Source organism: Kribbella sp. WER1 (assembly GCF_054189145.1).
Genome location: NZ_CM135186.1, coordinates 3,674,900 through 3,699,103, shown reverse-complemented (window position 1 = coordinate 3,699,103; position 24,204 = coordinate 3,674,900). Strand labels below are relative to the sequence as shown.

Annotated in this window: 9 protein-coding genes and 1 pseudogene; 7 read left to right on the top strand and 3 right to left on the bottom strand. The window is 70.2% G+C overall.

Annotation, left to right across the window (positions count from 1 at the left end; all coding sequences use genetic code 11):
- Positions 1–16,635 (top strand): WXG100-like domain-containing protein, encoded by a 16,635-nt coding sequence (locus ACXJJ3_RS17905; RefSeq protein WP_458171298.1) that lies wholly within the window; start codon positions 1–3, stop codon positions 16,633–16,635.
- On the opposite strand, the gene ACXJJ3_RS17900 is transcribed toward ACXJJ3_RS17905, so the two are convergent.
- Positions 16,602–17,195, bottom strand: coding sequence for a TIGR03086 family metal-binding protein (locus ACXJJ3_RS17900; RefSeq protein WP_458171297.1), 594 nt, complete (start codon positions 17,193–17,195; stop codon positions 16,602–16,604). The genes ACXJJ3_RS17905 and ACXJJ3_RS17900 overlap by 34 nt on opposite strands.
- A gap of 52 nt (positions 17,196–17,247) precedes the next feature.
- Here ACXJJ3_RS17900 and ACXJJ3_RS17895 point away from each other — a divergent pair, with 52 nt between their 5' ends.
- The 5 genes from ACXJJ3_RS17895 to ACXJJ3_RS17875 all read left to right on the top strand — a co-directional run bounded on the left by ACXJJ3_RS17895 (position 17,248) and on the right by ACXJJ3_RS17875 (position 20,197).
- Entirely contained in the window at positions 17,248–17,667 is a 420-nt protein-coding gene (locus ACXJJ3_RS17895) for a MarR family winged helix-turn-helix transcriptional regulator (RefSeq protein ID WP_458171296.1), read from the top strand.
- Between the two features lie 64 nt (positions 17,668–17,731).
- A complete protein-coding gene (locus ACXJJ3_RS17890; RefSeq protein ID WP_458171295.1) occupies positions 17,732–18,523 on the top strand; it encodes a hypothetical protein in 792 nt (263 codons plus the stop codon).
- 71 nt (positions 18,524–18,594) lie between these two features.
- On the top strand, positions 18,595–19,002 hold the full coding sequence (locus ACXJJ3_RS17885) for a DoxX family protein (RefSeq protein WP_458171294.1): 408 nt from the start codon (positions 18,595–18,597) through the stop codon (positions 19,000–19,002).
- Positions 19,003–19,028: 26 nt separating this feature from the next.
- Positions 19,029–19,538, top strand: coding sequence for a sigma-70 family RNA polymerase sigma factor (locus tag ACXJJ3_RS17880; RefSeq protein WP_363751063.1), 510 nt, complete (start codon positions 19,029–19,031; stop codon positions 19,536–19,538).
- Complete coding sequence (locus tag ACXJJ3_RS17875; RefSeq protein WP_458171293.1) at positions 19,535–20,197, top strand: anti-sigma factor family protein; 663 nt, start codon at positions 19,535–19,537, stop codon at positions 20,195–20,197. The genes ACXJJ3_RS17880 and ACXJJ3_RS17875 overlap by 4 nt, the downstream gene beginning before the upstream one ends.
- Positions 20,198–20,527: 330 nt before the next feature.
- On the opposite strand, the gene ACXJJ3_RS17870 is transcribed toward ACXJJ3_RS17875, so the two are convergent.
- Both ACXJJ3_RS17870 and ACXJJ3_RS17865 read right to left on the bottom strand, forming a co-directional pair.
- Positions 20,528–20,767: a hypothetical protein gene (locus tag ACXJJ3_RS17870; protein ID WP_458171292.1), complete on the bottom strand. Its 240-nt coding sequence runs from the start codon at positions 20,765–20,767 to the stop codon at positions 20,528–20,530.
- Between the two features lie 63 nt (positions 20,768–20,830).
- Positions 20,831–21,502 carry an ArsR/SmtB family transcription factor gene (locus ACXJJ3_RS17865; protein WP_458171290.1) on the bottom strand — a complete coding sequence of 224 codons (672 nt, stop codon included), beginning with the start codon at positions 21,500–21,502 and terminating at the stop codon, positions 20,831–20,833.
- Positions 21,503–22,703: 1,201 nt separating this feature from the next.
- Here ACXJJ3_RS17865 and ACXJJ3_RS17860 point away from each other — a divergent pair.
- Positions 22,704–23,949, top strand: a pseudogene (locus tag ACXJJ3_RS17860) (IS256 family transposase).
- The last annotated feature ends 255 nt before the right edge of the window (positions 23,950–24,204 follow it).

The following is a 24,204-nucleotide window of genomic DNA, read 5'->3' as shown; positions in this document are numbered from 1 at the left end:
ATGAGCTTCTGGCATCCGATCGTCGAGTTTCTCGGCGCGATCGTCGGCGTCGACCCCGACGACTACCCGGCCGGCGACGAGGACGCGCTGCGCGAGTACGCCCGGCAGTACGACGCGATTGCCGCCGAACTGCGGGCGACCGCCGCGACCGGATGTACCACCGGGGCCACCGCCGTCGAGGCCGCTTGGAGGCTGCCGGCCGGCACGGCACTCGGCGGGCAGATCCGGGGCTACGGGACGGACCCGGAGTTCGGCGGCGTCGAGGCGATCGCGCAGGCCGCCGAGGAGGTCGCGAAGTACCTGCGGGACCAGGCGGACACCATCGTCCGGGCGAAGGTGATGATCTGGGCGCAGGTCGCGCTCGGCATCGCGATGTTCGCGATCCCGGCCGGGAAGGCGCTCAGCCTCGGGATGCGCGAGGTGCTCAAACGCGCGCTCAAGGACTTCATCCACAACCGGTCGAAGGGGATCATCAAAGCGGCTCTGGCCGTGATCAGGACGCGGGCCCAGAAGGCGCTCGCGATGGCGCCGGTCAAGGTCTTCCGCGGCGCGGCACTCGCAGGCGTCGGGGCCGGGGTGTACGGGCTCGGGCCGAACACGATCGCGCAGGCGTACGGCGTACTCACCGATCAGTCGCGGCGCGGGGTGATCGACGACCAGGGCAAGTACCACCACGAGGACGGGTGGGACTGGGACGAGACCCGGAAGGACGCCCTGGTCGCGGTAGCGGCGATTCCGATCGCGGTGGTGCCGAGCGTCGGACTGGGATGGGTCGGGAAGAAGCTGACGTCGAACGTCGCGGCGCTGAACGCGCCGGTCGCGCGGTTCGTCGGGCGGCGGGTCGCCGGCGCGACCACGATGGCAGTGACGATGCCGACAGCTACCGCGCTCGGCACGTGGCACCTGCCGACGGCCGGCCAGGCGTTGGACGAAGCGTGGCGGGCCGGCGTGATGGGTGCTGCCGTACCCGGCGGTGGGTCGCACACCCCGTCGCCGGCGCATGGCGATCCGATCGAGGTCGCGCAGGTCCGCAACCACTCGACCATCGCCGACCACCGGCCACCCGACGACCCACCCCAGGTCGGCGTCACACCTGGCACCGCGGGGGCGCACGCCGGCGTCGCCGATGCTGCGAGCGGGGCCGGGCAGACCGGCGGTACGGCGCAAGGCGGGAACAGCACGGCACATCACGCGACCACGGAAGCCCGCGCCGAATCCACCCGCACCGAGACAGCCCGCGCCGAGTCCGCCGGCGTCGTACTCCCGAACGCCGCCCAGCCCGCGGCTGGTGTCACCCCGGAAGCCTCCGCCCGCGCCGCCGCCCGCACCGGCACGTCCGATGGAACGGCCCCCAAGCCCACCGAACTCCAGACCACCAAGGCCGTCCCCGACAAGCCGGTTACGGCCGCCAAACCCGCGGCACCCGACAAGCCCCCCAGCGGTCCGGACAAACCCACCTCCACCAAGCCGGCGACCCCGGACCAGGAGGCACCAACCACCCGCCCCGAAGCCACGCCGCCCGCCGAGCCCGCTCCCGCGGAGAAGCAGCCGCTCGCAGTCGCCGCCGGGTCACCCACGCCGAAACCCCTACACCCCACACACCACACCCCCGAAACCGGCCCCCACCAAAACACCCCCGACCAAGCTGCTCGTGCCGAGCAGGCTGCTCGCCCTGAGCAAACACCTCGCCCTGAGCAAACTGCTCATGCCGAGCAAGCTGCTCGCACCGAGCAAACTCCCCGTGCGGAGCAAGCTGCTCGTGCGGAGCAAACCCCAGCAGCTGAGCAAGCTCCTCGTGCGGAGGAAGCTCCTCGCGCCGAACAACCAACCAGGGGAGAGCAAGCCCCTCGCGCCGAACAAACCTCCCGCGCGGAGCAGGCGCCGCGTGCGGAGCAGGCTCCTCGCCCCGAACAAGCTGCTCGTCCCGGGCAAGCCGCCCGTGCGGAGCAGGCTCCTCGGGCCGAGCGGACCTCCGGTGCGGAGCAGGTGCCTCGGGCGGAGGAGGTTTCGCGGGATGGGCGGGAGTTGCCTGGCGGGCAGGTGCGGGGGGACGAGCCGGCTCCGGCGGATCAGGGGTTGGGGTTGCGGGAGAGGACTGAGGGGCAGGCACATCAGGACGAGGTGAGGCTGCGGAAGCAGGCGGCTGACGACGCGCGGCGGGAGTACGAGAAGGTTCGTCAGGATCCGGAGGCAGCCAAGGAAGCTGCGCGGGCAGTCGACGACGCGCGGCGGGAGTTGAAGGCTGCTCGGAAGGAGCTCCGGGACGCCGAGCGCGCCCACGAGAAGTACACGAAGATGCACCCGACGGACCCGGCCGTGCGGGAGACCGATCCGAAGGTTGCGGCGCGGGTGCGTGACCTCGACAGCAGGGTCGACGCGGCGGCGCGGCGGTACGAGGTGGCTCGGGGGACGATGCGGGCGGCCGAGGCGGTGGAGTTGCCGGTGCGGGAGGCTCGGCTGCGGGCCGAGGCGCGGCGGGTCTCGTACCTGACGGCGAAGCTCGACTACGCGCTCTCGCGGTTGACCCCGAAGGAGATCAGGCAGCTCGGCGAAGGCAAGCTCGACGTACTCAAGGATCAGCTGCCGCCGGACCTGACCCGCGACGAAGCGTTGCAGCTCGCCATCCACGAGATGATCCACCGGACCAAGGACGGCTGGGGCTTCGCGCTGAACTGGACCCAGCTGCACGCCGAACTCGCCCTGCGCGACGAGCTGACGGTCCAGATGATGACCGGCGAAGGCAAGACTGCGGTGGCGGCCGTCGCGCTCGCGACGATCGCGGCGGATCGTCCGGTGCACTTCATGACCTCGAACCGGAGCCTCGCCGCGCAGGCGTACGGCAAGTTCCGTTCGGTCCTCGAACCGCTCGGCTACGACGTCGTCCAGGTCGACCCCGCCGTCCGGTATCCGAAGCCGCGGCGCCGGACCGTGTATGTCGGTGACGTCGCGGCGTTCGGCTGGAGCATGGGCCGCGGGCATCGGGTACCGGGCAAGGACGTGATCGTCGACGAGGTCGACGCCGTTGCGGTCGAGCTCGCGTCGCAGGCGTACACGCACAGCTCCGGTGCCGCCGGCAAGGCGAATGCGCGGACCGAGGCCGAGGTACTGCTGGCGAACCGGGCGCTGGCCGACCACACGTTCGAGCGCGCTGACTTCGGCCTGCCGCCCGAGGGTGAACCGGTCGACGGGCTGCGGCCGAAACTCACCGACGACGCCCGGGCACGCCTCGCGGACCAGCTCGGCCCCGGCGTACGGCCACGCCGCTTCGAGCAGCACGTCCAGCGGCTCGAGGACGCGGCGCAGGCGCAGTGGGTACTGCGTGAGGGCCGCGACTACATCCGCGCCCAGATCGGCGGCACCGAGCGGATCCTGATCATCAGCAAGCACTCCGGCGAGCCGCTGATCGACCGCGAAACCCTGCTGGAGCAACGCTGGACCGGCGTCGCGCAGGCCCTTGAGGCGCACCACAAGATGGAGGTACGGGCGGACCCGACGCACACCAGCGCCGTACGGACCCGGGACCTGCTGGACAGCTACGACCACGTGAGTGGCATGTCCGGTACGGCGAAGGACGCCGAGCACGCGATCCGCGACCTGTACGGCGAGGACCGGATCGGCCAGGTGGTCGAGATCGAGCGGTTCAACGACCCGAAGCTGGTGTTCCGGGAACCGCAGCACTTCGCGACCGTGGAGGCGAAGTACCAGGCGATGGTCGACCAAGCGATCGCGGACCTCGCCAGGAACGGCGACGTGACCACCGGCCGGCCGCAGGCGATCGTTGCCGAGCACAACGACGAGGTCGCGGTCGTGGAACGCCTGCTGCAGAAGGCGATCGCCGACCGTCAGCTCCCGGACGGGATCCGGATCCAGAAGGTCGACGCCAAGCGGATGGCCGAGATTCTCGACCAGGCACACGAGTTCGCCAAGGACTCGGACGACCCGAACGCGGCCGCCAAGTACGTCCAGAAGGCGACGGACGCGATCTGGGACCTGGCCGGCGAACCGGGCGTGATCACGATCGGGAACAAGGTGCTCGGGCGAGGTATCGACATCCCGCTGCATGCCGACGCATTCACCTTCCGCGACGGGCCGGGGGCGTCCGCGCATGTCTTCACCATCGACGGGCGGGAGGCTGCGGAGGGTGGGTTGGCGGTCCACGTCGGGTTCCACGACCCGGACTCGCCGCGCGGCACCGTCCAGGCGCTGAACCGCGCCGGCCGGCAGGGCGCGCCTGGTGAGGCTTCTCTGTACTCGTCCCATCAGGACGAGCTCTTCCGCCGCCAGGGCTCTGCTCTTGAGGCTGCGGTGGCGTATCACGATGCACCGTCGACCGCCGCGCGGAACCGGGCAATCCATGCGTACGTGGAGGCGACGGTCGCGCATGCGAAGGCGACGGCACTCGGCCAGGAGAGCCGAACCGCCGACGCCGTACGGGCGGCGGCCGAGGCGGTGAAGGCGGCGGAGAATGACGTTTCCTCAGACAACTACCGGGCGGCGGTCAAGGCTGGTCAGCTGGGTTCGCAGGCAGTCAATCTCGCCCAGTTGCGCAGCCAGCACACTGCCGTACCCGAGACGCCGCAGGCTGCGGACGACACTGCGCGCAGCCGGAAGCTGCCTGAACAGCCGCAGAGCGATCCGCTGGATGGGGTGGCGTATCGGGGGTTGTCGGAGGCTGAGCGGGTTGAGGTTCGCGGGGTTCTTGGGGCTGTCACGATGGGCGATCCGGTTCGGCTGGAGGGGTTGCGGCCGATCCTTGAGAGCGGCTGGCTGCGGTCGCTCGGGCCGGAGCGGTTGCTGGAGGAGATCCGGGGGTGGGCCGGGGCGGGGTACTCGGAGGTGTTCGGGAAGGGGGTTCTGTACGGGATCGGGACGGCGGACGCACCGATGCCGGTGCCGCTGGTGCCGCCGTCGCGGGATATCGCAGACGCGGTGGACCTCGGCGTACACGAGACCTTGCCCGGGCAGGTGAGTGGGCCGGATGGAGCTGAGTGGGTGGTCAGCTTCCATTCGGACGGCGAGCAGGCGTTGGCCGAGCTCGACGGTCTGTACGGCGCCTACCTCACCGGCTTCGGCCCGTCGCCGTACGGGCTCGTCCAAGCGACGGTCGGCAACCGGCGGTACGTCGGCGTCGGAAGAGCCCCGGTACCCGGCGAGCTGACCGCGGCGACGGTGGTCGGGCCGCCGGTTGAGGCGGGTGCGGTTGCGGAAGGTGCGCGGGGGCGGGCGACGTTTGGGACTGCGCGGCAGCTTGATGTGTTTGCTCGGGGGTTGCTGGCCAACGGGTACGTGCTCCGGGGGGAGTTGAAGTACTTCGTCGACGATACGGGGAACTTCCGGCCGGTCGGCCTGGCGGGTGTGGCGGAGTTGCCTGCGGAGGACCGGGAGAAGGCGATCGCCGACCACTTCGCGATCGTCGCCGATCACCGGAAGGTGCTGCTGGACGCTGCCGTCGCCAACGGACAGGCCCAGCACCAGGCGGGCGCGCGGGAGACCGCGGGTGGGCGAGGAGCGGCAGCTCCGGTGCATGCGGCGGGTCCGGTGGTTGCGGAGTTGTTGGGTGCGGTGCCGGCGTTCGGTGGGCTGTCGGGTGGGCAGCAGGGGCGGTTGGTTGAGATTGTTGGGCGTGTTACCGGGGGCGATCCGGTGTTGTTGGAGGGGATTCGTCCGTTGTTCGAGAGTCCGGGGCTTCGGGCGCTCGATTCGGGCGGGTTGCTTGCGGAGATCGAGGCTTGGGACGGGGTCGAGTACTCCGCCGTCTTCGAGCGCGGCGCCGTGCTCGGCGTCGAGGTTGCTCGGGCGCCGCAGCAGATCAGGCCGGCGACGTACCCGGTGACCTGGGCCGACGCAACGCATCTCGAGCTGCGCCCGTCGGAGCTCCGTCGGCTCAGCAGTGGTGGTACGCCGGGGTCCGTCGCCACCCTCGGCGAGTACTCCGGTGTCTTCCAGATCGAAAGGCCTGACGGACGGCCCTGGGCTCTGAAGCTCTGGCCGGCAGGCGGTTTCGAGCGGCAGATCATGCGTGAGTTCGCCGGTCAGCGTGCGGCCGAGCCGACCGGATACGCCCCAGAGCTGTACGGCCTGGTCAAGGTCACGATCGACGGTCAGGAGTACGCCGGTGTCGCGATGCAGCCGCTGCCCGGCGGGTTCATCAGTACGGGCAGTCTCGACCCGGCGGTGGTCGCCGAGACAAACCGCTGGCGCGCGGCCGTCGACTTCAACACCGTCCGCCAACTCGACCAATACCTCCAGCGCCTCGCCGGCAACGGGCATCACGTCCAGGACGAGCTGCAGTTCCTCGTCGACGACGCGGGCAACGTGCACCCGATCGACTTCGAGGCCATCCGCCCCCTCTCCAAGACCAAGGACGACACCTTCGGGCACTTCCTGGCCCACAGCACCCGCAACAACCTCCTGAACGTCGCGATCGAGAACGCCCGTCACGAGGCCGGCCGCGCTCGGCTGGTGGAGGGCGTCGATGGCGGGATGACACTCGAAGACGCTGAGCAGGCGGTGAAGGACGCCCGCAAGCACCTACGCCTTCCCAAGAAGATCGCCGTGCGGTTCGTCGTCGGTGCCACCAATGACGAGCTGGTGGGCAAGCACAGCATCGAACCGGCGGAGGGTTCGCGGCCCGGATATTTCCGCATGGAAGGCGGTGTTGGGGTCGTCTACGTGTCGGCGGCCGATCATCTGTCGGCGGAGGATGTCCGGGCGACGATTGCGCACGAAGTGATCGGGCACTACGGGTGGCGGTTGTTCGACCCCGAGGCCCGGGCGGGGCTGCTGGCTGAGGTGGATGCGCTCGCCCGCAGCCTCGCGCCGGAGGGTTATGACGCGATCAAGGCGTTGTACGACGACCACCACGCCGAGGAGTTCCTGGCCCGGCTGATCGAGGGCGGCCTACCGCGACGGCTCGCCGACGCGGTGATCGCCGGCCCGTTCGGCAGGTTCCTGAATCGGCGCGGCTGGCTCAGCGACGAGCGGCTCGACCGCGCCCGCCGGCACCGCGAGCTCGAGCCGCTGTACCGCATCGCCCGCCTACTCACCCGCGCCGTACAAAGGAACAGACCGCTCCACAACCCGACGGCCGTCGTCACAAGAACCCGCACCGGGCCGAGCATCGCCCGGATCCGGCCCGCGCAGATGAACAAGTACGACGGTGAAGGACTGCCCGCGTTCAGCACCGCGCTCACGGAGACGTCGTACGACGACCTGCGCAACGGCACCGCCGACGACCAGGCGCTCGCGGCCGTCGCACACCCCGGCACCGTCAAGCGCTTCCAGATCGCCGCGGCCGACGAGAACCATGTCGAGATCGAAGGTGCCCGGCTCACCCCCCACCACCTCGCGGTGATGATCGACCTCTACCACGGCGTCTCGGTGGTCCTCGACGGCGCCCCGCACGACTTCGCGCAGCGGGTCGCGGACGTGATGGGCATCGACATCACGATCCGTACCCCGGACGGCTGGCAGGCCCTGCATCCGCACCCCGGGCCGGACCGCGAAGGCACCGTCGAGATCCTCGAGGACGAGACGTACCTGGTGCGCACGCCCGCGCATCCGGACGGCATCCGGTTCGAGGACGTCGAGCCGCATCTCGGGCGGCTGCTCGGGATCGGTGGGTCGAAGGCGGCGTTCGCGTTCTACGACAAGGTGGTGCTGATCGCGCTGCCGACGGTCGAGGTGTCGTTCTACACCCAGCTCGATCGGCTCGAAGGGCTGATGGAGAAGCCGGGGGCGGCGGCCGTGATCGCGCCGCTGCATTTCACGACGGTGTTCGGGCGGGACGCGTTCGTGGCGGACCGGTTCCCGCGGATCAGCCGCGACGTGTGGGTGAGCGTCCCGGACTTCAGCACGCCGGATGCGCTCCGGCCGACGCAGGCGTCGCTCGACAGTCTGCTGGCGGTCCGCGAGTTCTTCGTCGCGAACAACCTGACCATCGGCGACCTGCAGTTCGGCATCGCCCCGGACGGCCGCTTCTGGGTGTACGACGTCGGCCGCGTCCGCCCGCTCGCCTACGACCTGCCGCCGGGGACCAGCCAGGAGATCTTCCAGAAGCGGAACCCGCTCGAGGTCGTCGACGCGTGGATCGCCTGGGCCGCCGACGGGCACACGTTCACCCCGAACGGCCGCCCCCGCACGTCCCCGGCGCCGCGCGAGGACCTGCAACCCCCGTCGTACGACTGGAGCACGGCGAGCGCCGAGCATCCGCCCACCCAGCTCTATCCGGACACGCCGGAAGCGCGGGAGCGTGCCGTCGCGGAGCTGGAGCGCGCGTACGCTGCCGCGCGCACCGGCTACGGCCCCGCCCCGGTCGGGCTCATCACGACCGAGCTCGACGGCGAGCGGTACGTCGGGTTCGCGCTGGAGCCGGTCGATCCCGCGGTGCACACGGAGGCGGTCACGCTCGACACCGTCTACCAGCTGCACGAGTACGTCCGCCGGCTGGATGCCCTCGGCTACCGTCCGGCCGGCGAACTGCACGGCGCCGTCGATGCGCACGGGAGGTTCCACGCGGTCGACTCCACCGGGATCGAGCCGCTGCCGGGGAATGCCGAGGTCGAGCCGCTCGCGGATCAGTTGCTGCAGGCAGCGTTCGGGAACGTGAAGCGGGCCTTCGGCAACGAGACCGGCCGGGACCGGCGGGTGCACCGGGATCTGCCGCGGGGCGGGGCGGGCAGCATCCATCGCAGCGACTTCCGCGGTGACGGCCGCCGCAAGCAGGACCCGACCGTCGTCTGGACCGCCGCCCACGAGGCCCTGCCGCAGATCGCGGCCGCGGTCGGCACGGTCCGCGACGACGTACGGGCGATCGCGCTCGACGCGAACCGGATCACGATCTCGTTCTGGCGTGCGCCGGACCTGACGCTCGAGCTGAAGGTGTCCGGAGATTTCACCAACGCCGGACCGGTCCGCTGGGAGCGCACGCCCACGTCGATGCACTGGGCAACGATCACGCTGTCGCCGCGGACCCGTGCCGCGGTCGTTGGCCGCGCGCTGACCAACGCGATCGCCGGCGTCCTGGCCGCGCACGGCGGCGCGGCCCCGGAGGCGCACAACGAGATCGCCCGGCACGCCGAGGTGGGCTACCTGGTCGGACGGGTCGAACACGGCGAGTCGCGGTATCACTTCCGCAAGGAACTGCGGATCCTGCTGCACCACCTCGGCAAGACCGGCACCAACCTCCCGCCTGCCCTGCAGCAGCGCGTCGCCGCTGTCCTGCGGCACGGCGCCGCCGCGAAGTGGGTGGCGAGGCTTAACGAGGCGGAGGACGGCTGGACCGACCCGGCCGCGTTCCGTCCGGTACAACTGCCGGCTCTCGACGACAGCCAGCCGTTCGCGCCCGACCCGGCCGTGGATCGCTTTGTGCACGGCCTGTTCCGGCACTTCGCCAAGCAGCCGGAGGTGTCACCCGAGTCGGGCCCGTCGATCAGCCGGCTCACGGTTCTCCGCGAGCAGCCGCTGCTGCGACAGTTCGTCAACTGGCACGGTCCGGCGAAGGCCGCCGAACTCGGCAAGCTCGACCCGACCGCGTTCGCGGCCCGGATCAACGCCTCCGACCGGCAGACCGTCGCCGCGGCGTTCGCTCGCCTTCGAACCCTGCTCCGGCAAAGCAAGACCGCGCCGTCGGCGCTGGGCCGTCGGACCGCGGCCCGGCAGTTCTCCGAGCTGGCCAACGCGCTCGGCGTGGTGGCGCACGACGACCTCCGGTCCGCGTTGCCGCACGACCTCGCGGCCGCGGTCGCCGAGCTGAAGCCGACCCTGCTGCAGCGGGCCAACCGGGCCGTCGACGGCGGCGCCAAGTCCATGCCCGGACTGCGCGCGGACCTCGTCCTCGGCTTCCTGGAGACCGTCCCGGCCGGTGTCGCGTCTGCGGCGGTCCTCGCCGGCAACGGCCGCGTCGGTCTGGCGGCCGCCGTACTGCTCGGCGCGGTGGCGCTCTCCCCGGTGCGTACGGTCGCGAACCGGTACGTCGAGTCGCGCGAGGAGCAGGTGAAGGCCGACCGCCGGACGTACCGCCGTACCCTCGACGAGCAGGCTCGCGAGCCGCAGCGTGCCGTCCTCGGCACCGCCGTACGGACCGCCTACCAGAAGGTCCTGGCGGCGACGGGCGTCCCGGCAGCTCAGCGCCCGGTGCCGCGGGCGGAGCTGGCTGCTCCGGAGAAGACGGCGCCGGCGCTGACCACGCCGTGGTGGTCGTTCCCGCTGCGCAGTTCGATCCCGATCGCGGCCGCGGCGATCCCGATGGCGTTCGCGGTACCGACGGTCGTCGTCGGCGCCGCGGTCGGGCTGGCCGTCACGGTGGTCGGCACCACGCAGTACCTGCTCGCGCGGCACCAGGCGGCCCTCGACGACGAGCGCCGAATCCGCGACTACGAGTGGCGGAGCTGGCGGCAACTGGTCGCGGAGGTCCGCAGTACCGCCGACCATCTGGTCCGCTTGCGGGCCCTGGGCAATCAAGCCGGCGCGCCGGCGGAGCCGCTGCCGGTGTTCGACTTCGAGGCGCCGACCGATCACACCGGCCGCGGCGTGGTGCCACGCAAGACGTTCTTCGCCGGGCGCGAGCTGCCGCTCGGCACGATCCCGATGGCGCACCGCGTCACCAGCGTGTACTTCCAGCAGCAGCTCGACACGGCGCCGACCGCCGTACTGGAGGCACTCGCCCGGCTCGGGACGATCGGCGCGGTGTCCGGCCTCGTCGAGGCGTTGCACGCCGAGGCGAACCGGAACGCGTTCGACCGCCGGATGCACAACTGGCTGGACCTGCTCCGGCTCGCGGTGCAGGCCTGTACGGACGAGATCAACGACCCGCTGCTCGGCCGCCTGGACGCGTTGCTGGCTCAGGAGCCCGACGAGACCCTGTCGATCCCGGTCCTGCCGCCGTGGTCGCCCGTCCTGCATCCCGACCGTGAGTCCACCACCGGGCGCCGCTGGTACGCCGCCGGCGCGCTGGCGATCGCGGCGTCGGGCATCGGCGTCGCGAGCTCGATGGTCTACGCCTTCCACCTCGACCCGTTGTACCTGTGGCAGGCGACGTTCGCCGGACTCGTGCTCCCGGCCGGCTACTACGCGAAGTACCTGCGTCGCCGGATGCGGGTGAAGTCGGACATGGCCGAGCGGGACCGCGGCGCCGAGAAGCGCGCCGCCGACGAACTCGACCGCGAGCGCGCCACCGCCGCGGACACCGCGCACGAGGTCGACCGGATCGAGGACGCGCTCGCCGGCCGGACGCCGCGGAACCGCCCGGCGCCGACCAGCGAACTGACCGCGTTCGTCGCCTTCGAACGCCGCGAGGACCGCGGGCCCGCCGAACTCAGCCGCCTGCTGATCAAGCTCGAGAAGCTGGATGAGCAACGGGACCAGCTGCTGCGGCACCACGAGGAGCTGCACGAGATCACCGACGTACTGGTCGCGATCTCCACGACGCTGACGCAGTACGCCGACATGCTGCACAAGCTCGGCGTCGACCCGCACGTGCGACTCGCGGGCCCGCAGGACCGACCGGTCAGCGACTCGGTGCTGCACCACGACCCGGTGCACGCGCGCGTCCTCGCCGACCGGACCTGGTCCGCCACGGCACCGGTCGAGGACGCGGCGCTGATCGCCGCCAAGGTCCACCTCGCCACTGGCGATCGGTACGGCCCGTTGTCCTTCGCGCAGATCCAGCAGCACGCGGCGCCGGGCAGGCAACTGCTCGACATCGCCGCCGACGTGGTGACCGCCGCGGAACGGCGCCGCGGTCCGGCCTGGTCCGCGTCGACCCGCGCGCTGAAGGCCCGGGTGGAGTTCCTGCGCAGCCTGACCGCGGACCAGGCGCGGGCGATCCCGGCGCGCCTCCTCCAGCAGGAGCGGATCGCGATCGACTGGCCGACGTACGTGCGGATGCGGGTCGGCGCGATCGAGCAGCAGCGGACCGAGCTCACCGCGCGCGCCGACGCCCGGACCGAGAGCGCGGCCGAGACGAAGGACGAGGAGAAGGCCGCCAGACATACTGCGATCGCGGAGGCCTGCCGGACGGCGGCGGACGAGGCCGATCGTGCCCGTGACGCGTGGCAGGCGTTCCGCGACGACCGGACGCCCGCGATGCTGGCGATCGCGCAGCAGGCCGAGGCGTTGTACGAGCAGCGGCTCGCGGAGAGCCTGCCGTCGAAGGATGTGCTGCAGACCGCGGTCGTCTCTGGTGACCTTCCGCATCTGAGCGCGCTGGCCGACGGGTTGAACCACGCGCTTTCCCAAGCAGGCAAGGAGTTCCGGTTCACACCCGAGCTGCTGCACCGCACGTTGCGGGCGGAAACGCGTCGGTTGCTGTCGCCCGACGGCCTGCTGCTGACGGTCGGCAACGACCCGACGGCGGACGTCAGTGAGCTGGTGCAGTTCGAGCTGACCCTCGATCCGGACCAGTTGCAGGAGGTCCTCGACCACCCGGTCTCCTTCGAAGAGGGCCAGCTCGGCCAGGTGGTGCAGGGCGGCACGAGCATCGGTACGACGACGACCGCGACGTACGGCGCGAACGGTGCGCTGAAGCTCGGCACGATGCTGTCCGGGCTGCCCGACCACAACCCGGTGAAGGCGGTGGCGACGGCCGTTGCGCCGAGCATCGAATACGGGAAGCACACCGGCCTGAGCGTGACCGGCGGCGCGACGGAGTACGGGCTGCCCGGTGCGGTCGAGGTGATCCAGGGTGAGGTCCTCCGGTTCCGCGCGAACCGGCCGCGCTGGACCTGGCGGATCCGCACGTCCGCGGTCGGCACCTGGTCCGAGCAGCACGTCGTCGCCGGTACGACGGGGACGCTCGACCTCGGCATCAGCCACGCGTACACGGTCGGCGCGCCGAGGGACACCGTGACGATCGAGGACTTCGGCGGCACCCGCGGTACGGCGCTTCCGGAGCACGCCGCGACCCGGGTGGACGGGCTGAGCGAGCTCGCCGACCGGGCGATCGCGGGCCTGCGGCAACGACTGGGCAAGCTCGACCGGATCGGTCACGACCAGATCCGCGGCATGCTCACCGACGACGTACCGGGCCGGCTCGCGCAGGCGACCCGCCCGGGCGGCCTGGTCCGGCCGATCACCAGCGGCGGCCGCGTGGTCGCCTACGCCCAGCTCGAGACGGTCGTGGTGCACGAGCAGACGACGCTGCTCGGCGACAGCTCGAAGAACCACAAGGTCGAGCGGCTCCGGGTCGGCTTCTCGGGCACGTCGGGCAGCCAGACCACCTCGGCAGGCGACTCGTACGCGATCTCCGCCGGCGGTACGGCGGTCGACGACCTGATCGGCCCCTGGGACGTCGGCGCCGGCGGCAAGGCGGGACTTAGCACCGGGTCCGACGTCACCGCGAGTACCGGGGACATGGCGATCCACCCGAGCGTCCAACGGACCCAGCCGACGATCGGCGTCAAGCTCCGGCTGCAGCATCGCCTGACGATCCACCGCGTCTCGAAGCGCGACAACTTCACGCTGACGGCCAAGGGCGACGCCGTACTGCGGATGCCGGAGAACGACGCGTTCCGGTACGGGCTGCCGGTCCCGGCGGAGGCAGTCGTCCACGACGAGAACGGGCAACCGACGTACGGCAAGGACGGGCGGCTGCTGCTGCGCGGCGATCCCGCGCCGGACGGTACGCCGCACCAGCTGCCGGTCTGGATGCAGGCGATCCGCGGCGCCGGGCCGGCGTTGATCCAGGAGCTGAGCGGCGCCGACGAGGTACTGGCGCAGTTCCTGGAACATCTCGCCGCGAAGGGGCTGATCCCGAACGGCGAACCCAGCGGCTGGACACCGCGACTGGCCGCGAGCCAGCTGGCGAACCTCGAACGGGTCCGCGAGCAGTTCGCGCGGCATCGGCTGGAGACCGGGTACGACATCGCGGCCCAGGAAGGGATCCTGTTCCAGCTCGACGTGCACCGGCCGGGGCTGCTGCCGGAGCAGCACACGTACCGGATCAGGATCTACCCGGACACCGCGACGGCCGACTTCCTCGGCGTGACCGACGGCGTGACCGTGGTCAACCTGGACATCGGCTCGAACACCACCGGCAAGTCCGGCGGCTGGTCGCACAGCCTGCCGTGGCAGTTCCGCGGCGGCCTCAGTAACAAGGCGAAGGTCGGGACCACGCCGGACGGCGGTCTGACACGCGCCCGGTCGGTGCTCGGCCGGTTCGTCAGCTGGGCGACCGGAAGCACCGTGAACCGGGTGTCGCTGACCGAGAGCACCGCGAAGGTCGCGGTCTTCGACGTGCGGCACCGGATCGTCGTCACCGAGGTGACCGACGAGTCCACCCCGCTCGCGACCGCGACCGGCACCGCCCAGCTCGCGATCGACAGCGAGTTCTGCTCCGACGGCACCCAACCCGTGACCGCGATCCGCGGCGAGGTCGACCCGCTGCTGTTGCGCTCGGCAACGTTTCAGGCGGTCGACGTCGGTGACCCGGTCGGGCGGCTGCTCGCACTGCAGCCGCAGCTGGCCCGCGCGGACAGCTCGGCGTTGCACCACCTCAGCGCGTTCCTGAACCCGCGCAACCTGGCGGCACGTCCCGAGCTGCTGATCGCGCCGTACCGGACCAGCCTGCTGGTCACGCCAGTGCCGTCGACGCCCGGACAGGCCGTCGCGCAGCACCGGATCACCACGGGCCGTGCGAAGCTGACGGTCACCGCGTCCGTGTGGAACCTCCGGTACGTCGGTTACGGCAGCCCGGTGAACGGCGAGATCAACCTGACCCTCGGCAGCACGACGATCACGACGGGTACGTCGACGGGCCGGTCCGTCGCGGCCGGCTTCAGCGACGGCCTGGCCGAGGCGGACGGATCGTCGTACGGCGGGACGCTCGGCCTCACCCGGTCGGTGAACGAGTCCGCGAGCCGGACCGAGACACAGATCGGCGGCGTCGAACGGCTGGTCATCCGCAACGGCCGGCAGTACCAGTTCTGGGCCGATCTCGCGGTTGTCGCGGAGCTGGAGGAGAGCGGTGCGCAGCCGCAGCAGATCGGGCTGGCCGACGGCGGGCTGATGCTGACGATGCCGGAGCGCGACGTACTGCGGCTGTACGGCGACGGCAAGCTCGAGCTGCCGGACGAGATGGTTGCCGAGGTCATCGAACGGATCCGCGCGGGCAAGCTGGAGCTGGACCAGCGGACCGCGGTGTCGGTGATCCAGCGGTACGTCCTCACGGCCCGTCCAGGTGACGTCGCGCCGTTGGTCGGTCAGCTGACCGGGGCGAAGGTCCACCGGCTGGCGAAGCTGCTGGCCACCGCCCAGGTGCTGGCCGAGCGGCGCGTCAAGGTCAAGCTGCCGAAGTACTACGACAGCACGATGGGCGCGGCGATGATCGACAGCTCGTCGGTGCGCGCTCCGGACGGTACGGAGTCCGACCTGTACCGCGAGGTGCTCGCCGTACTCGACCGGGACGCGCTCGAGGACCCGATCCTGTCCGCGGGCCTGCGCGGTGACCTGGCCGGATTGCGGTGGCACGGGCACCTCGACAACCTGCTCAGCCCGAGCGGTTTCGTCACCGAGTACCCGACCGCCGACGGCCGCCGGGTGAAGGTGCGGGCCAGGCTGCGGTACGACGGCAAGTTCACGATGGACCGGCGGCCCGAGGACGAGCCCGACGCGAACGCGACGACGATCCTGCAGGTCTACAACTACCGCGAACTGAGCCGCGGCATGACCAGCACGACGTCGTACGGCGGCGAGCTCGACGGCGCGCTGTCGCCGCAGAAGGTCGGTGTCGGATCCGACCTCACGACGTCGACCAGTACGTCCAGCACCGACCAGAACACCCGGATCACCCGGACGCTCTGGGACCGGACCGTGCGGGTCACGCGCGACTTCACGCTGAGCGTGCAGATCGACGACGGCGAGCCCCGGAACCTGACCGGCGAGCTGACGTTCCTGGTCCCGCCGTCAGTGATCAACGTGCAGCCGGAGCAAGGTCCGGCCGATCCGCGCACGGTCACGCTGCCACGCGGCGCGGTCGCCGAGGGGACGACGGCGGACGGGTTGTTCGAGGCCGTGCACGAACGGCTGGGCAAGCCGGACATGCTCACCAGCGCCGGCGTACGGCTGCACGCGACCACGCTCGAGAACGTCCTGTCCGCCGCGACCCGGCTGGCCGCGTTCGAACGGATCGCGTCCCCCGACGGGTACGTCGCGGCGCAGCTGCCGGTGCCCGGCCACCGGTCGCGCACGGTCGCTGTCCACGTCCGGGCCGAACTGTCCGGGCTGCGGCTGATCGCCGAGGACAAGACACAGCTCGGCCAGATCGACCGGGAGCAGCACGTCACGCAGGTGACGACGAGCAGCACACACCTGCTGCCCGCCGCCGGTTCGTACGGGGCCGACAACCCGAGCGGAGTCCTCAACGTCGGCGTTTCCGGCGGCGAGCAGGCGACCGAGAAGGTCACCGACGGCACGGGCGGCCGGAACGAGACCTCGATGTACGAACGCGGTCCGGTCGTCACGGTGCAGGTCGACGTCGACTACCACCTCACGTACACCCGCCTGCACGTCAACCGGGACGGCCGCCCGGACACCGCGGTCGTGTCCGGGACGGCGTACCTGACCATGTACCGCCACGAGTACGAGGCGATGCTCGACCGTCGGTGTCAGCGCGGCCAGGAAGGGTTGCGGCCGAGGTAGGCGACGATGCCGTCGAGGCTCTCCTCGTCGGACCAGGGCACGTCCTGCGCGAACGGCGTACCGGGCATCACCCGGACGTCGCCGGTCGGGACGGCCCGCGCCACGGTGTGCGCGGCGGCGAGGACGTCGGGACCGAAGGAGACCGTCGTACCGAGGGACTTCGCGACGTCCCAGCTGTGGACGACGTAGTCGATGAAGTGGAAGCTGACCGCCTGGGCGGCCGGGAACGCGGCGTCCGGCCCGAACTCGCTGAGCGGGAACGTGCGCTCCGCGACGCCGGGCTGCGCGAACGCGTCCAGCACGTGCTCGGCGGACTCGACGTACGCCTTCACCGGGTCGTCGCCGAGGTCGCGGACCTTCCACACCGTCGGGTCGTCCTCGCCGCGGGAGGCGGCCGCGAATCCGTAGTGCTGGGTGGCCATGTGGGCGAGCAGGCCGTAGAGCGTCCAGGCCCGGCAGGGCGTCGGCCTGGAGAGGTCGTCGGGGGTCGCGGTGCCGACCAGCTCGATGCTGGTCCGGACGGCTTCGGCGTCGAGGGCGATGTAGTCAACAGTAGGCATGCGCTGATCATATGCGCTCGCATATCATTGCGCCAGTGCTACCTTTCCGGACATGGCAACCGAGCGCTCCGACCTGGCCGCGATGCTCGGCCCGCTGGTGCGCGACCTGATCGCGATCGAGCTGCCGATCCTGGCCGCGCACGAGGTCTCGATGTGGGGGTACGTCGTGCTGAACGCGCTCGACGAGACCCCGGTCCGGACCCAGGCGGCGCTCGCCGAGGCGATCGGGGCGGACAAGTCCCGGATCATCGGCACCCTGGACGAGCTGCAACGGGCCGGCCTGATCGAGCGCACCCCGGACCCGGACGACCGCCGCGTCCGGCTGCTGTCGATCACCCCGCAGGGCCGGACGGTGCGCCGTACGGTCCGCAAGGACATCCAAGCCGCGGAGCTGCAGGTGCTCGACGGTCTGCCGGTCGCCGAGCGAAAGACGTTCCTCCGGCTCCTGCAGCAGTTGCACGCCTCCCGCTGACCTTGGAGGACGTTCACCCGCTCGGGTGATCCGGGGGCCGGCTTGCCGTCGGAAGACTGGCGGTATGCGACGAGCGGTGGTGGTGTGGGCGGCGGCGTACTGCGCCTTGCGGATCTGGTACCTGACCGGCCATGCGCCGGTGTGGAAGCTCCCGGGTGACGACCTGCTGGTCCCGGGCTGGGTTGCGGTGGCCGGGTGTGTGGCCACTGCGCTCGCGGTGATCCGGATCCGCCCGCGGTTGCTGTGGGCGCTGGCGGCGGGGTGGCTAGCGGCGGCCGCGTTCATCCTCCTGGATGCGGTGGCTGCCGTCCTTCCGGGGCTCGGGATTCCGTTCGACGTGCAGGGGATGCTCAGCCGGCTCGGTGCGGTCGTGGGCGCCGTACTGCTCGGGCTGCTTGCCCGGGCGCATCAGCCGCCGGCCAGGGCGTGGCCGGCGTGGGTTCCGATCGCGGGCGCCTGCCTTGCCACTGTGGGATGCCTCACGCGGCTCGGGGCGCAGGCGGCGGTCGGCTTCGAGAAGACGCCGTACGGGGACAGCCTGTCGTTGGTGCTCTTCGAAGGCGGGTTCGTGCTCGTCGGGACGTTGCTGCCGTTCCTGCTCGTGCATCCGTTCGGGCGGCGGTTCCCGCGGTGGTTGTTGCTGCTGCCCGGATACGCGATCGGTTGCGGCATGTCGGCGTACTTCGGGGTCGGGCTGATCCAGATGATCGCCAACGTGGTCCAGGGGCGGCCGCCGTACGGCGACGTGACGCTTGGGCTGCCGGACAGCTTCTTCTGGGTGGCGGTCCCGGCGTACCTGCTCTGGGGTGCCGGGCTGGTGGTGGCGACTCGGGGGTATCAAACGTCACATCGTTGAACTAAGTAGAGCGTTCAATCGTTCGAATCAGGCACAGACACCAACCCCACCGCCCCGAGGAGTGAGGCCCTGTGCACGTGCTCGAACGTTTTCAGAAAGAGGTCATCGGCGTTTTCCGGATCGTCGTCGGATTCCTGTTCGCGACCCACGGCGCCGCGGCGCTCTTCGGCGTACTGGGCGTCGAGAAGGTCGGTCTGCTGGTCTGGCCGTCCTGGTGGGCGTCGCTGATCCAGACGGTCGCCGGTGCGCTGGTGATGATCGGGTTCGGCACCCGGTACGCCGCGCTGCTCTGCTCCGGGTCGATGGCCTACGCCTACTTCACGGTCCACCAGGCCGGCGCTTTGCTGCCTGTGCAGAATGGTGGCGAGAAGGCGGCGCTGTTCTGCTTCGCCTTCCTGCTGATCGCTTTCCTCGGCAACGGCGCCTGGTCCGTGGAGCGGCCGGCCAAGGTGACCGTGCAGACAATCGCGTCCCGGTAGGGATGACCGACAGGGCAGGAGCGCCGATGGCCGACGACCGGGCGACGCTGCTGCGGGAGCTGCACGACGTACATGCGCCTGCGCTCTGGCGGTTCGTCGTCCGGCTGACCGGCGACGACCGGCTGGCCGAGGACGTCGTCCAGGAGACCCTGCTCCGGGCCTGGCGGCGGCCGAACATCCTCACCGAGGACGAGCCCGGCGCCCGCGCCTGGCTGTTCACGGTCGCCCGGAACCTGGTCATCGACGACCGGCGCAGCGCCCGGGTCAGCCGGGAGGTCGCCAGCGACGACCTCCCGGAGAACCCGAGCGCCGACCACGCCAACGCCGTACTGGACGCCTGGCTGGTGGCCGAATCACTGGCACAGTTGTCGGAGGAACATCGGCAGGTGATCGTCCGCGCGTACTACGGCCGCCGGACGGTCACCGACATCGCCGAGGAGCTGGACATCCCGTCGGGCACCGTGAAGTCGCGGTTGCACTACGGGCTGCGGGCGCTCAAGCTCGCACTGCAGGAGAAGGGGGTCACGAGTCAATGAGCGACCCGTACCGCGAGTGGGACGCGGCGTACCTGCTCGGCGCGCTGTCGGCGAAGGACCGGCACGTGTACGAGGAGCATCTGCGCGACTGTGCCGAATGCTCGGCCGCCGTCGCGTCCCTGGCCGGCGTCCCCGGAATGCTGGCCGCGCTGCCGGCCGACAGGGCGCTGGCCACCGTCACCGCCGAACCGCCGAACCTGCTCCCCGCGCTCACCCGGAACGTGCAGCGCGACCGGCGCCGGCAACGGATCCGGTACGGCGCCCTCGCCTCCGCGATCGCCGTCGCCGCGGCCGTCGTCGGCGCGGTGGTCGCGATCCCGCTGACCAAGGACGACCCGAAGGGCGACTTCGTCGTACTGTCCCAGACGGTGTCCAGCAAACTGTCCGCGGACGCCCGGCTGGTCCCGGAGCCGTGGGGTACGACGATCGAGATCAGCTGCAAGTACAACGAACTCGCGACGCCGAGCGAACGCTCCCGCGGGTACGAGTTGTTCGTCACTGACACGTCCGGGAAGGTCCAGCTGATCGCGAGCTGGACCTCCGCTCCCGGCACCACCGTGAAGCCGGCCGCCACCACCAAGCTGAAGCGTGACGAGATCCAGGCGCTCGACATCCGCAGCTCCGAGACCGGACGGGTCCTGCTCGCAGTCCGGTTCTGATCGGCGTGCATGACAACCGCGCAGTGGGGCACCTGGGGACCAAGAACGACGATCGCTCGAGAGGCCGTCGATCCAGACCCCGGTGTTCAGGGACGTGCACCGGGGTCGCCGCCTGTCGTGATCTTTCCGAAAGAAAATTCCTGCACTGCTGTAACACTCGGGATGTCACCGGCGATACACCGTGTGTAACGCCACTGAGAATCCCGTCCCAGGTCGTCCGCCCGAAGGACCTGGGCCGGGATTCTCGATGCGTATGAGGCGCCCGCTGCGTTACATACGAAGGCCCCCGGTGAACGCTCACCCGGGGGCCTTCGCAGTGCGCACCCCTCCCTAGGACGCTTGTTCAGTCGGGCCTTCCGACGGCGGCAGCGCGATCCGGTCCGCCGGCAGGCGTTCCGTCCGCTCGTTGCCGTCGTCGCCCTCGTACTGCACCAGAGCGGTCCATCCCGAATCCTCGTGGTCGCGGCCGATCAGCCAGCCGCGACGCCACTTGCCGTCCGCACGGACGACGACATGGCTGGGCAGAGGGAGTCGGGACACCAACTCGGTGCCGGGCTCGAACTCGGTCATGGCCGAAGGCTAGGTGCAAACCGGACGCGGCGCCTGTTGAAGGCGTGTTCTGTCACACCTTTCTCAGACTCCGGACTCCAGTCCAAACGCTTGTACGGCGCCGTGCACCTTCAACGCCCGCCCACCCGGTATCCGCGTCACCCACCCCTTGTCCAGCGCATGCGCGCACAGCGCCGCACCGACCGCCCCGGCCAGATGCGGCCGCCGCTCGGTCACGTCCAGGCAGGACCTCAACGCCCGGCGTCCCCGCCGTACCTCGATGCCGAGATCCTCCAACCAGGCCTGGCCTTCCGGCGTCAACGCGACCCCCTCCGACCAGTCGATCAGCCCGCGCTCCGTCATCGCATCCGCCAACGCGACCCCCAGCTTCCCGGCCAGATGGTCGTAGCACGTCCGCGCCCGCGCGAACGCGTCCCGCTTGCTCACCGCCCTGAGACTGTTCGCCACCTCGACCCGCCGCGGCGCCAACGCCGCCAGCCCCTCGATCAACTCAGCCGTCTCCGGGCCCGCAAGCTCCACATACCGGTGCCGCCCCTGCCGCACCTCACTCAACAACCCACCCTTGACCAGCAAATTCAAATGCTCACTGATCGTCGGCCGCGAAACCTTCGCCAACCGCGCCAACTCACTCGCCGTCCACGCCCGCCCATCCAGCAACGCCAAACAAACCGTCGCCCGAGTCCCATCAGCCAACATCCGCGCCCAGCCGGCCAACTCCTCACCCTCGACAGTCATACCGCCCATCATGCCGCGTCATCGGTTAGCCCCCGACCGAACAGTTGAGGACTGTGGTTAGCCCCCCGCATGCTCCGCAGGTGCTCCGGTCGCTCCACTCCCTCTGGCACCCGCTACGCGCGCTCCCACCCACCCCACCGGCTTAGCGCCGGCATGCAGCCCGCTGCCTGCAGACGTGGGGCCGACGGGTGCCCCGCTGAGCGTGAATGTGTTAGCCGGCGGGCAGCCGGGGAACTGTCGGACACCTCCTGGGGGCCGTGAACAAGTAATTGCCTGTCCATAGACTCCACAGGGTGTTCACGGTCGCACCGCCGGGTCATCTGATGGCGCCTGGATTAGGCGATCGCGCGTGGCGCCGCGTCAATTCATCAGGTGGCCGATGTCGTGGCTCGGGATCGTTGCCGCTGTGTGCACCGGCTACGGCGGGGTCGCGGTGATCGAGCTGACTTCGCGAGCCGACACTGCGCAAGAATTCCTGGACACGGGTCTCCCCGCCATCGCAGGCCCAGTGACCCTGGATGTTCAGGTCGGAAAGGGAGCCCCTCACCTCGCCGAGGTGCACGTCGATTTCAAGACAGCGGATCAACAGACCGTCCAAACAACCCTCTCGTGGATCGACCTGGACACACCGATCCCGCACGACGAGGAGCACCAGACCCCCGAGCCGGGAACCAGGTATGCACCCCCGCTCAACGTCCGCTACCTGCCAGACGTGTCCCACACAGCGATCGCCGAATCCGACGCCCAACGACTCATCGCCAACCGCGACAAGTACCGAGGCTGGGCTGCAGCATGTCTAGGTGCGGGTCTGACCGCGCTCGGAATCCTGCTGACCATCCTTGTACGACAGGACTTGGCATCGCGAGCAGCCCGCCGCGACCGCCGATCGAGCCGCGCCGGGTGGAATCCGCTCACGAAATGCCGGCGCTCACCGGGTCTCCCGCCACTCCGTCGGCGGTGCAGCTGGGGCAACCAGAGCGGAGTACCTGCGGAGCACGCAGGGCTCGCCACATCCACTTCTTCAACACACCCACCTGCCCTCACGTCTGCATGCACCACTCACCACGTGAGGTCTCACGCACCACAGTTGCGTCCAGCAGAGTGGTGTACGGCGAGATCCCGGTGGGTCGCGGGAACGTGAACGCGGTCATCGGGTGATCCTTCGAGTGATCTCTCACAACCGACTCGAAGAAGGAAACCGATGACCGCTGGGCCAAGTATCGACCCTGCCGAGTTCTTGCACGAGCATCTCGAGCAGGCCAGTCCGGATCTGTTGCGTGAGTTGATGGAAGGGTTCATCAACACGTTGCTGTCCGCGGATGCCGACAGCGTGTGCGGCGCCTCCTACGGGGTTCGTGACCCGGGCAGGGTGAACTCGCGCAACGGATATCGCCACCGCGAGCTCGACACCCGGGTCGGGACGTTGGATGTCGCGGTCCCGAAGCTGCGTGAGGGTTCGTACTTCCCGGACTGGCTGCTGGAGCGGCGCCGGCGCGCCGAGGCGGCACTGACCAGTGTGGTGGCGACGTGTTATCTGCTCGGGGTGTCGACGCGGCGGATGGACCGGCTGGTGCAGTCGCTGGGCGTCACCGGGCTCTCGCGGTCGCAGGTGTCGGTGATGGCCAGGGACCTCGACGAACTGGTCCGGGATTTCCGGGAACGGCCGCTGGACGAGGGCCCGTACACGTTCCTGGCCGCTGACGCGTTGACGATGAAGGTCCGCGAGGGTGGGCGGGTGATCAAGATCGCGGTCATGGTCGCCACCGGCGTGAACGTCGACGGGTTCCGCGAGATCCTCGGCGTCGCCACCTCCACGGCCGAGTCCGGAGCCGGCTGGAACAGCTTCTTCAAAGACCTCGTCGCCCGCGGCCTGAACGGCGTCGCGTTAGTGACCTCCGACGCGCACGCCGGGCTGGTCGACGCGATCGGCGCCAACCTGCCCGGCGCGTCCTGGCAACGCTGCCGCACCCACTACACCGCCAACCTGATGGCCACCTGTCCCAAACACGCCTGGGGCGGGGTGAAGGCGATGCTGCACCCTCAATGACTCGGTGTTCGACCAGATCGACGCCGCAGCCGTGCACACGCAGTACGACAAACTCCTCGACCAGGTCGAGCAGACCCTGCCCGACGTACATGCGCACCTCGACGCGGCCCGGGACGAGATCCTCGCGTTCACGACGTTCCCCAAGGACGTGTGGCGGCAGATCTGGTCGAACAACCCCAACGAACGCCTCAACCGCGAAATCCGCCGCCGCACCGACGTCGTCGGCATCTTCCCCGACCGGCCCTCGATCATCCGCCTCGTCGGCGCCGTCCTGGCCGAACAACACGACGAATGGGCCGACGGACGCCGCTACCTCGGCCTCGACTCACTCCACCGCAGCCGGCTCACCCTCATCACCAACACCGAGGAGAACGCCACCACCGGCGCGATCAGCGCCTAACCAGCCAACGACGAAGGACCAAACGTCGTACACCACCTCATAGGACTTGACCCGCACCACCCCCACCTATGTAGTCACCCGCACGCCGGGGGGTCGCATCTGCTCCTTCAACACAGCCGCCTGGCTCCACGCCTGCATGCACCACTCACCACGTGCGGGTTTACACACCACCTCCGCTTAGGTAGTCACCCGCGAGCGGCAGCTCGCAACATCCGGGCGCCAGCCCGGGGGTGGGTGGGAGCGCGCGTAGTAGGT

Coding starts and splice junctions, on each gene's coding strand:
- ACXJJ3_RS17880 (WP_363751063.1), top strand. CDS start 19,029: ATGGCCGACGACCGGGCGACGCTGCTGCGGGAGCTGCACGACGTACAT.
- ACXJJ3_RS17905 (WP_458171298.1), top strand. CDS start 1: ATGAGCTTCTGGCATCCGATCGTCGAGTTTCTCGGCGCGATCGTCGGC.
- ACXJJ3_RS17900 (WP_458171297.1), bottom strand. CDS start 17,195: ATGCCTACTGTTGACTACATCGCCCTCGACGCCGAAGCCGTCCGGACC.
- ACXJJ3_RS17865 (WP_458171290.1), bottom strand. CDS start 21,502: ATGACTGTCGAGGGTGAGGAGTTGGCCGGCTGGGCGCGGATGTTGGCT.
- ACXJJ3_RS17870 (WP_458171292.1), bottom strand. CDS start 20,767: ATGACCGAGTTCGAGCCCGGCACCGAGTTGGTGTCCCGACTCCCTCTG.
- ACXJJ3_RS17890 (WP_458171295.1), top strand. CDS start 17,732: ATGCGACGAGCGGTGGTGGTGTGGGCGGCGGCGTACTGCGCCTTGCGG.
- ACXJJ3_RS17875 (WP_458171293.1), top strand. CDS start 19,535: ATGAGCGACCCGTACCGCGAGTGGGACGCGGCGTACCTGCTCGGCGCG.
- ACXJJ3_RS17895 (WP_458171296.1), top strand. CDS start 17,248: ATGGCAACCGAGCGCTCCGACCTGGCCGCGATGCTCGGCCCGCTGGTG.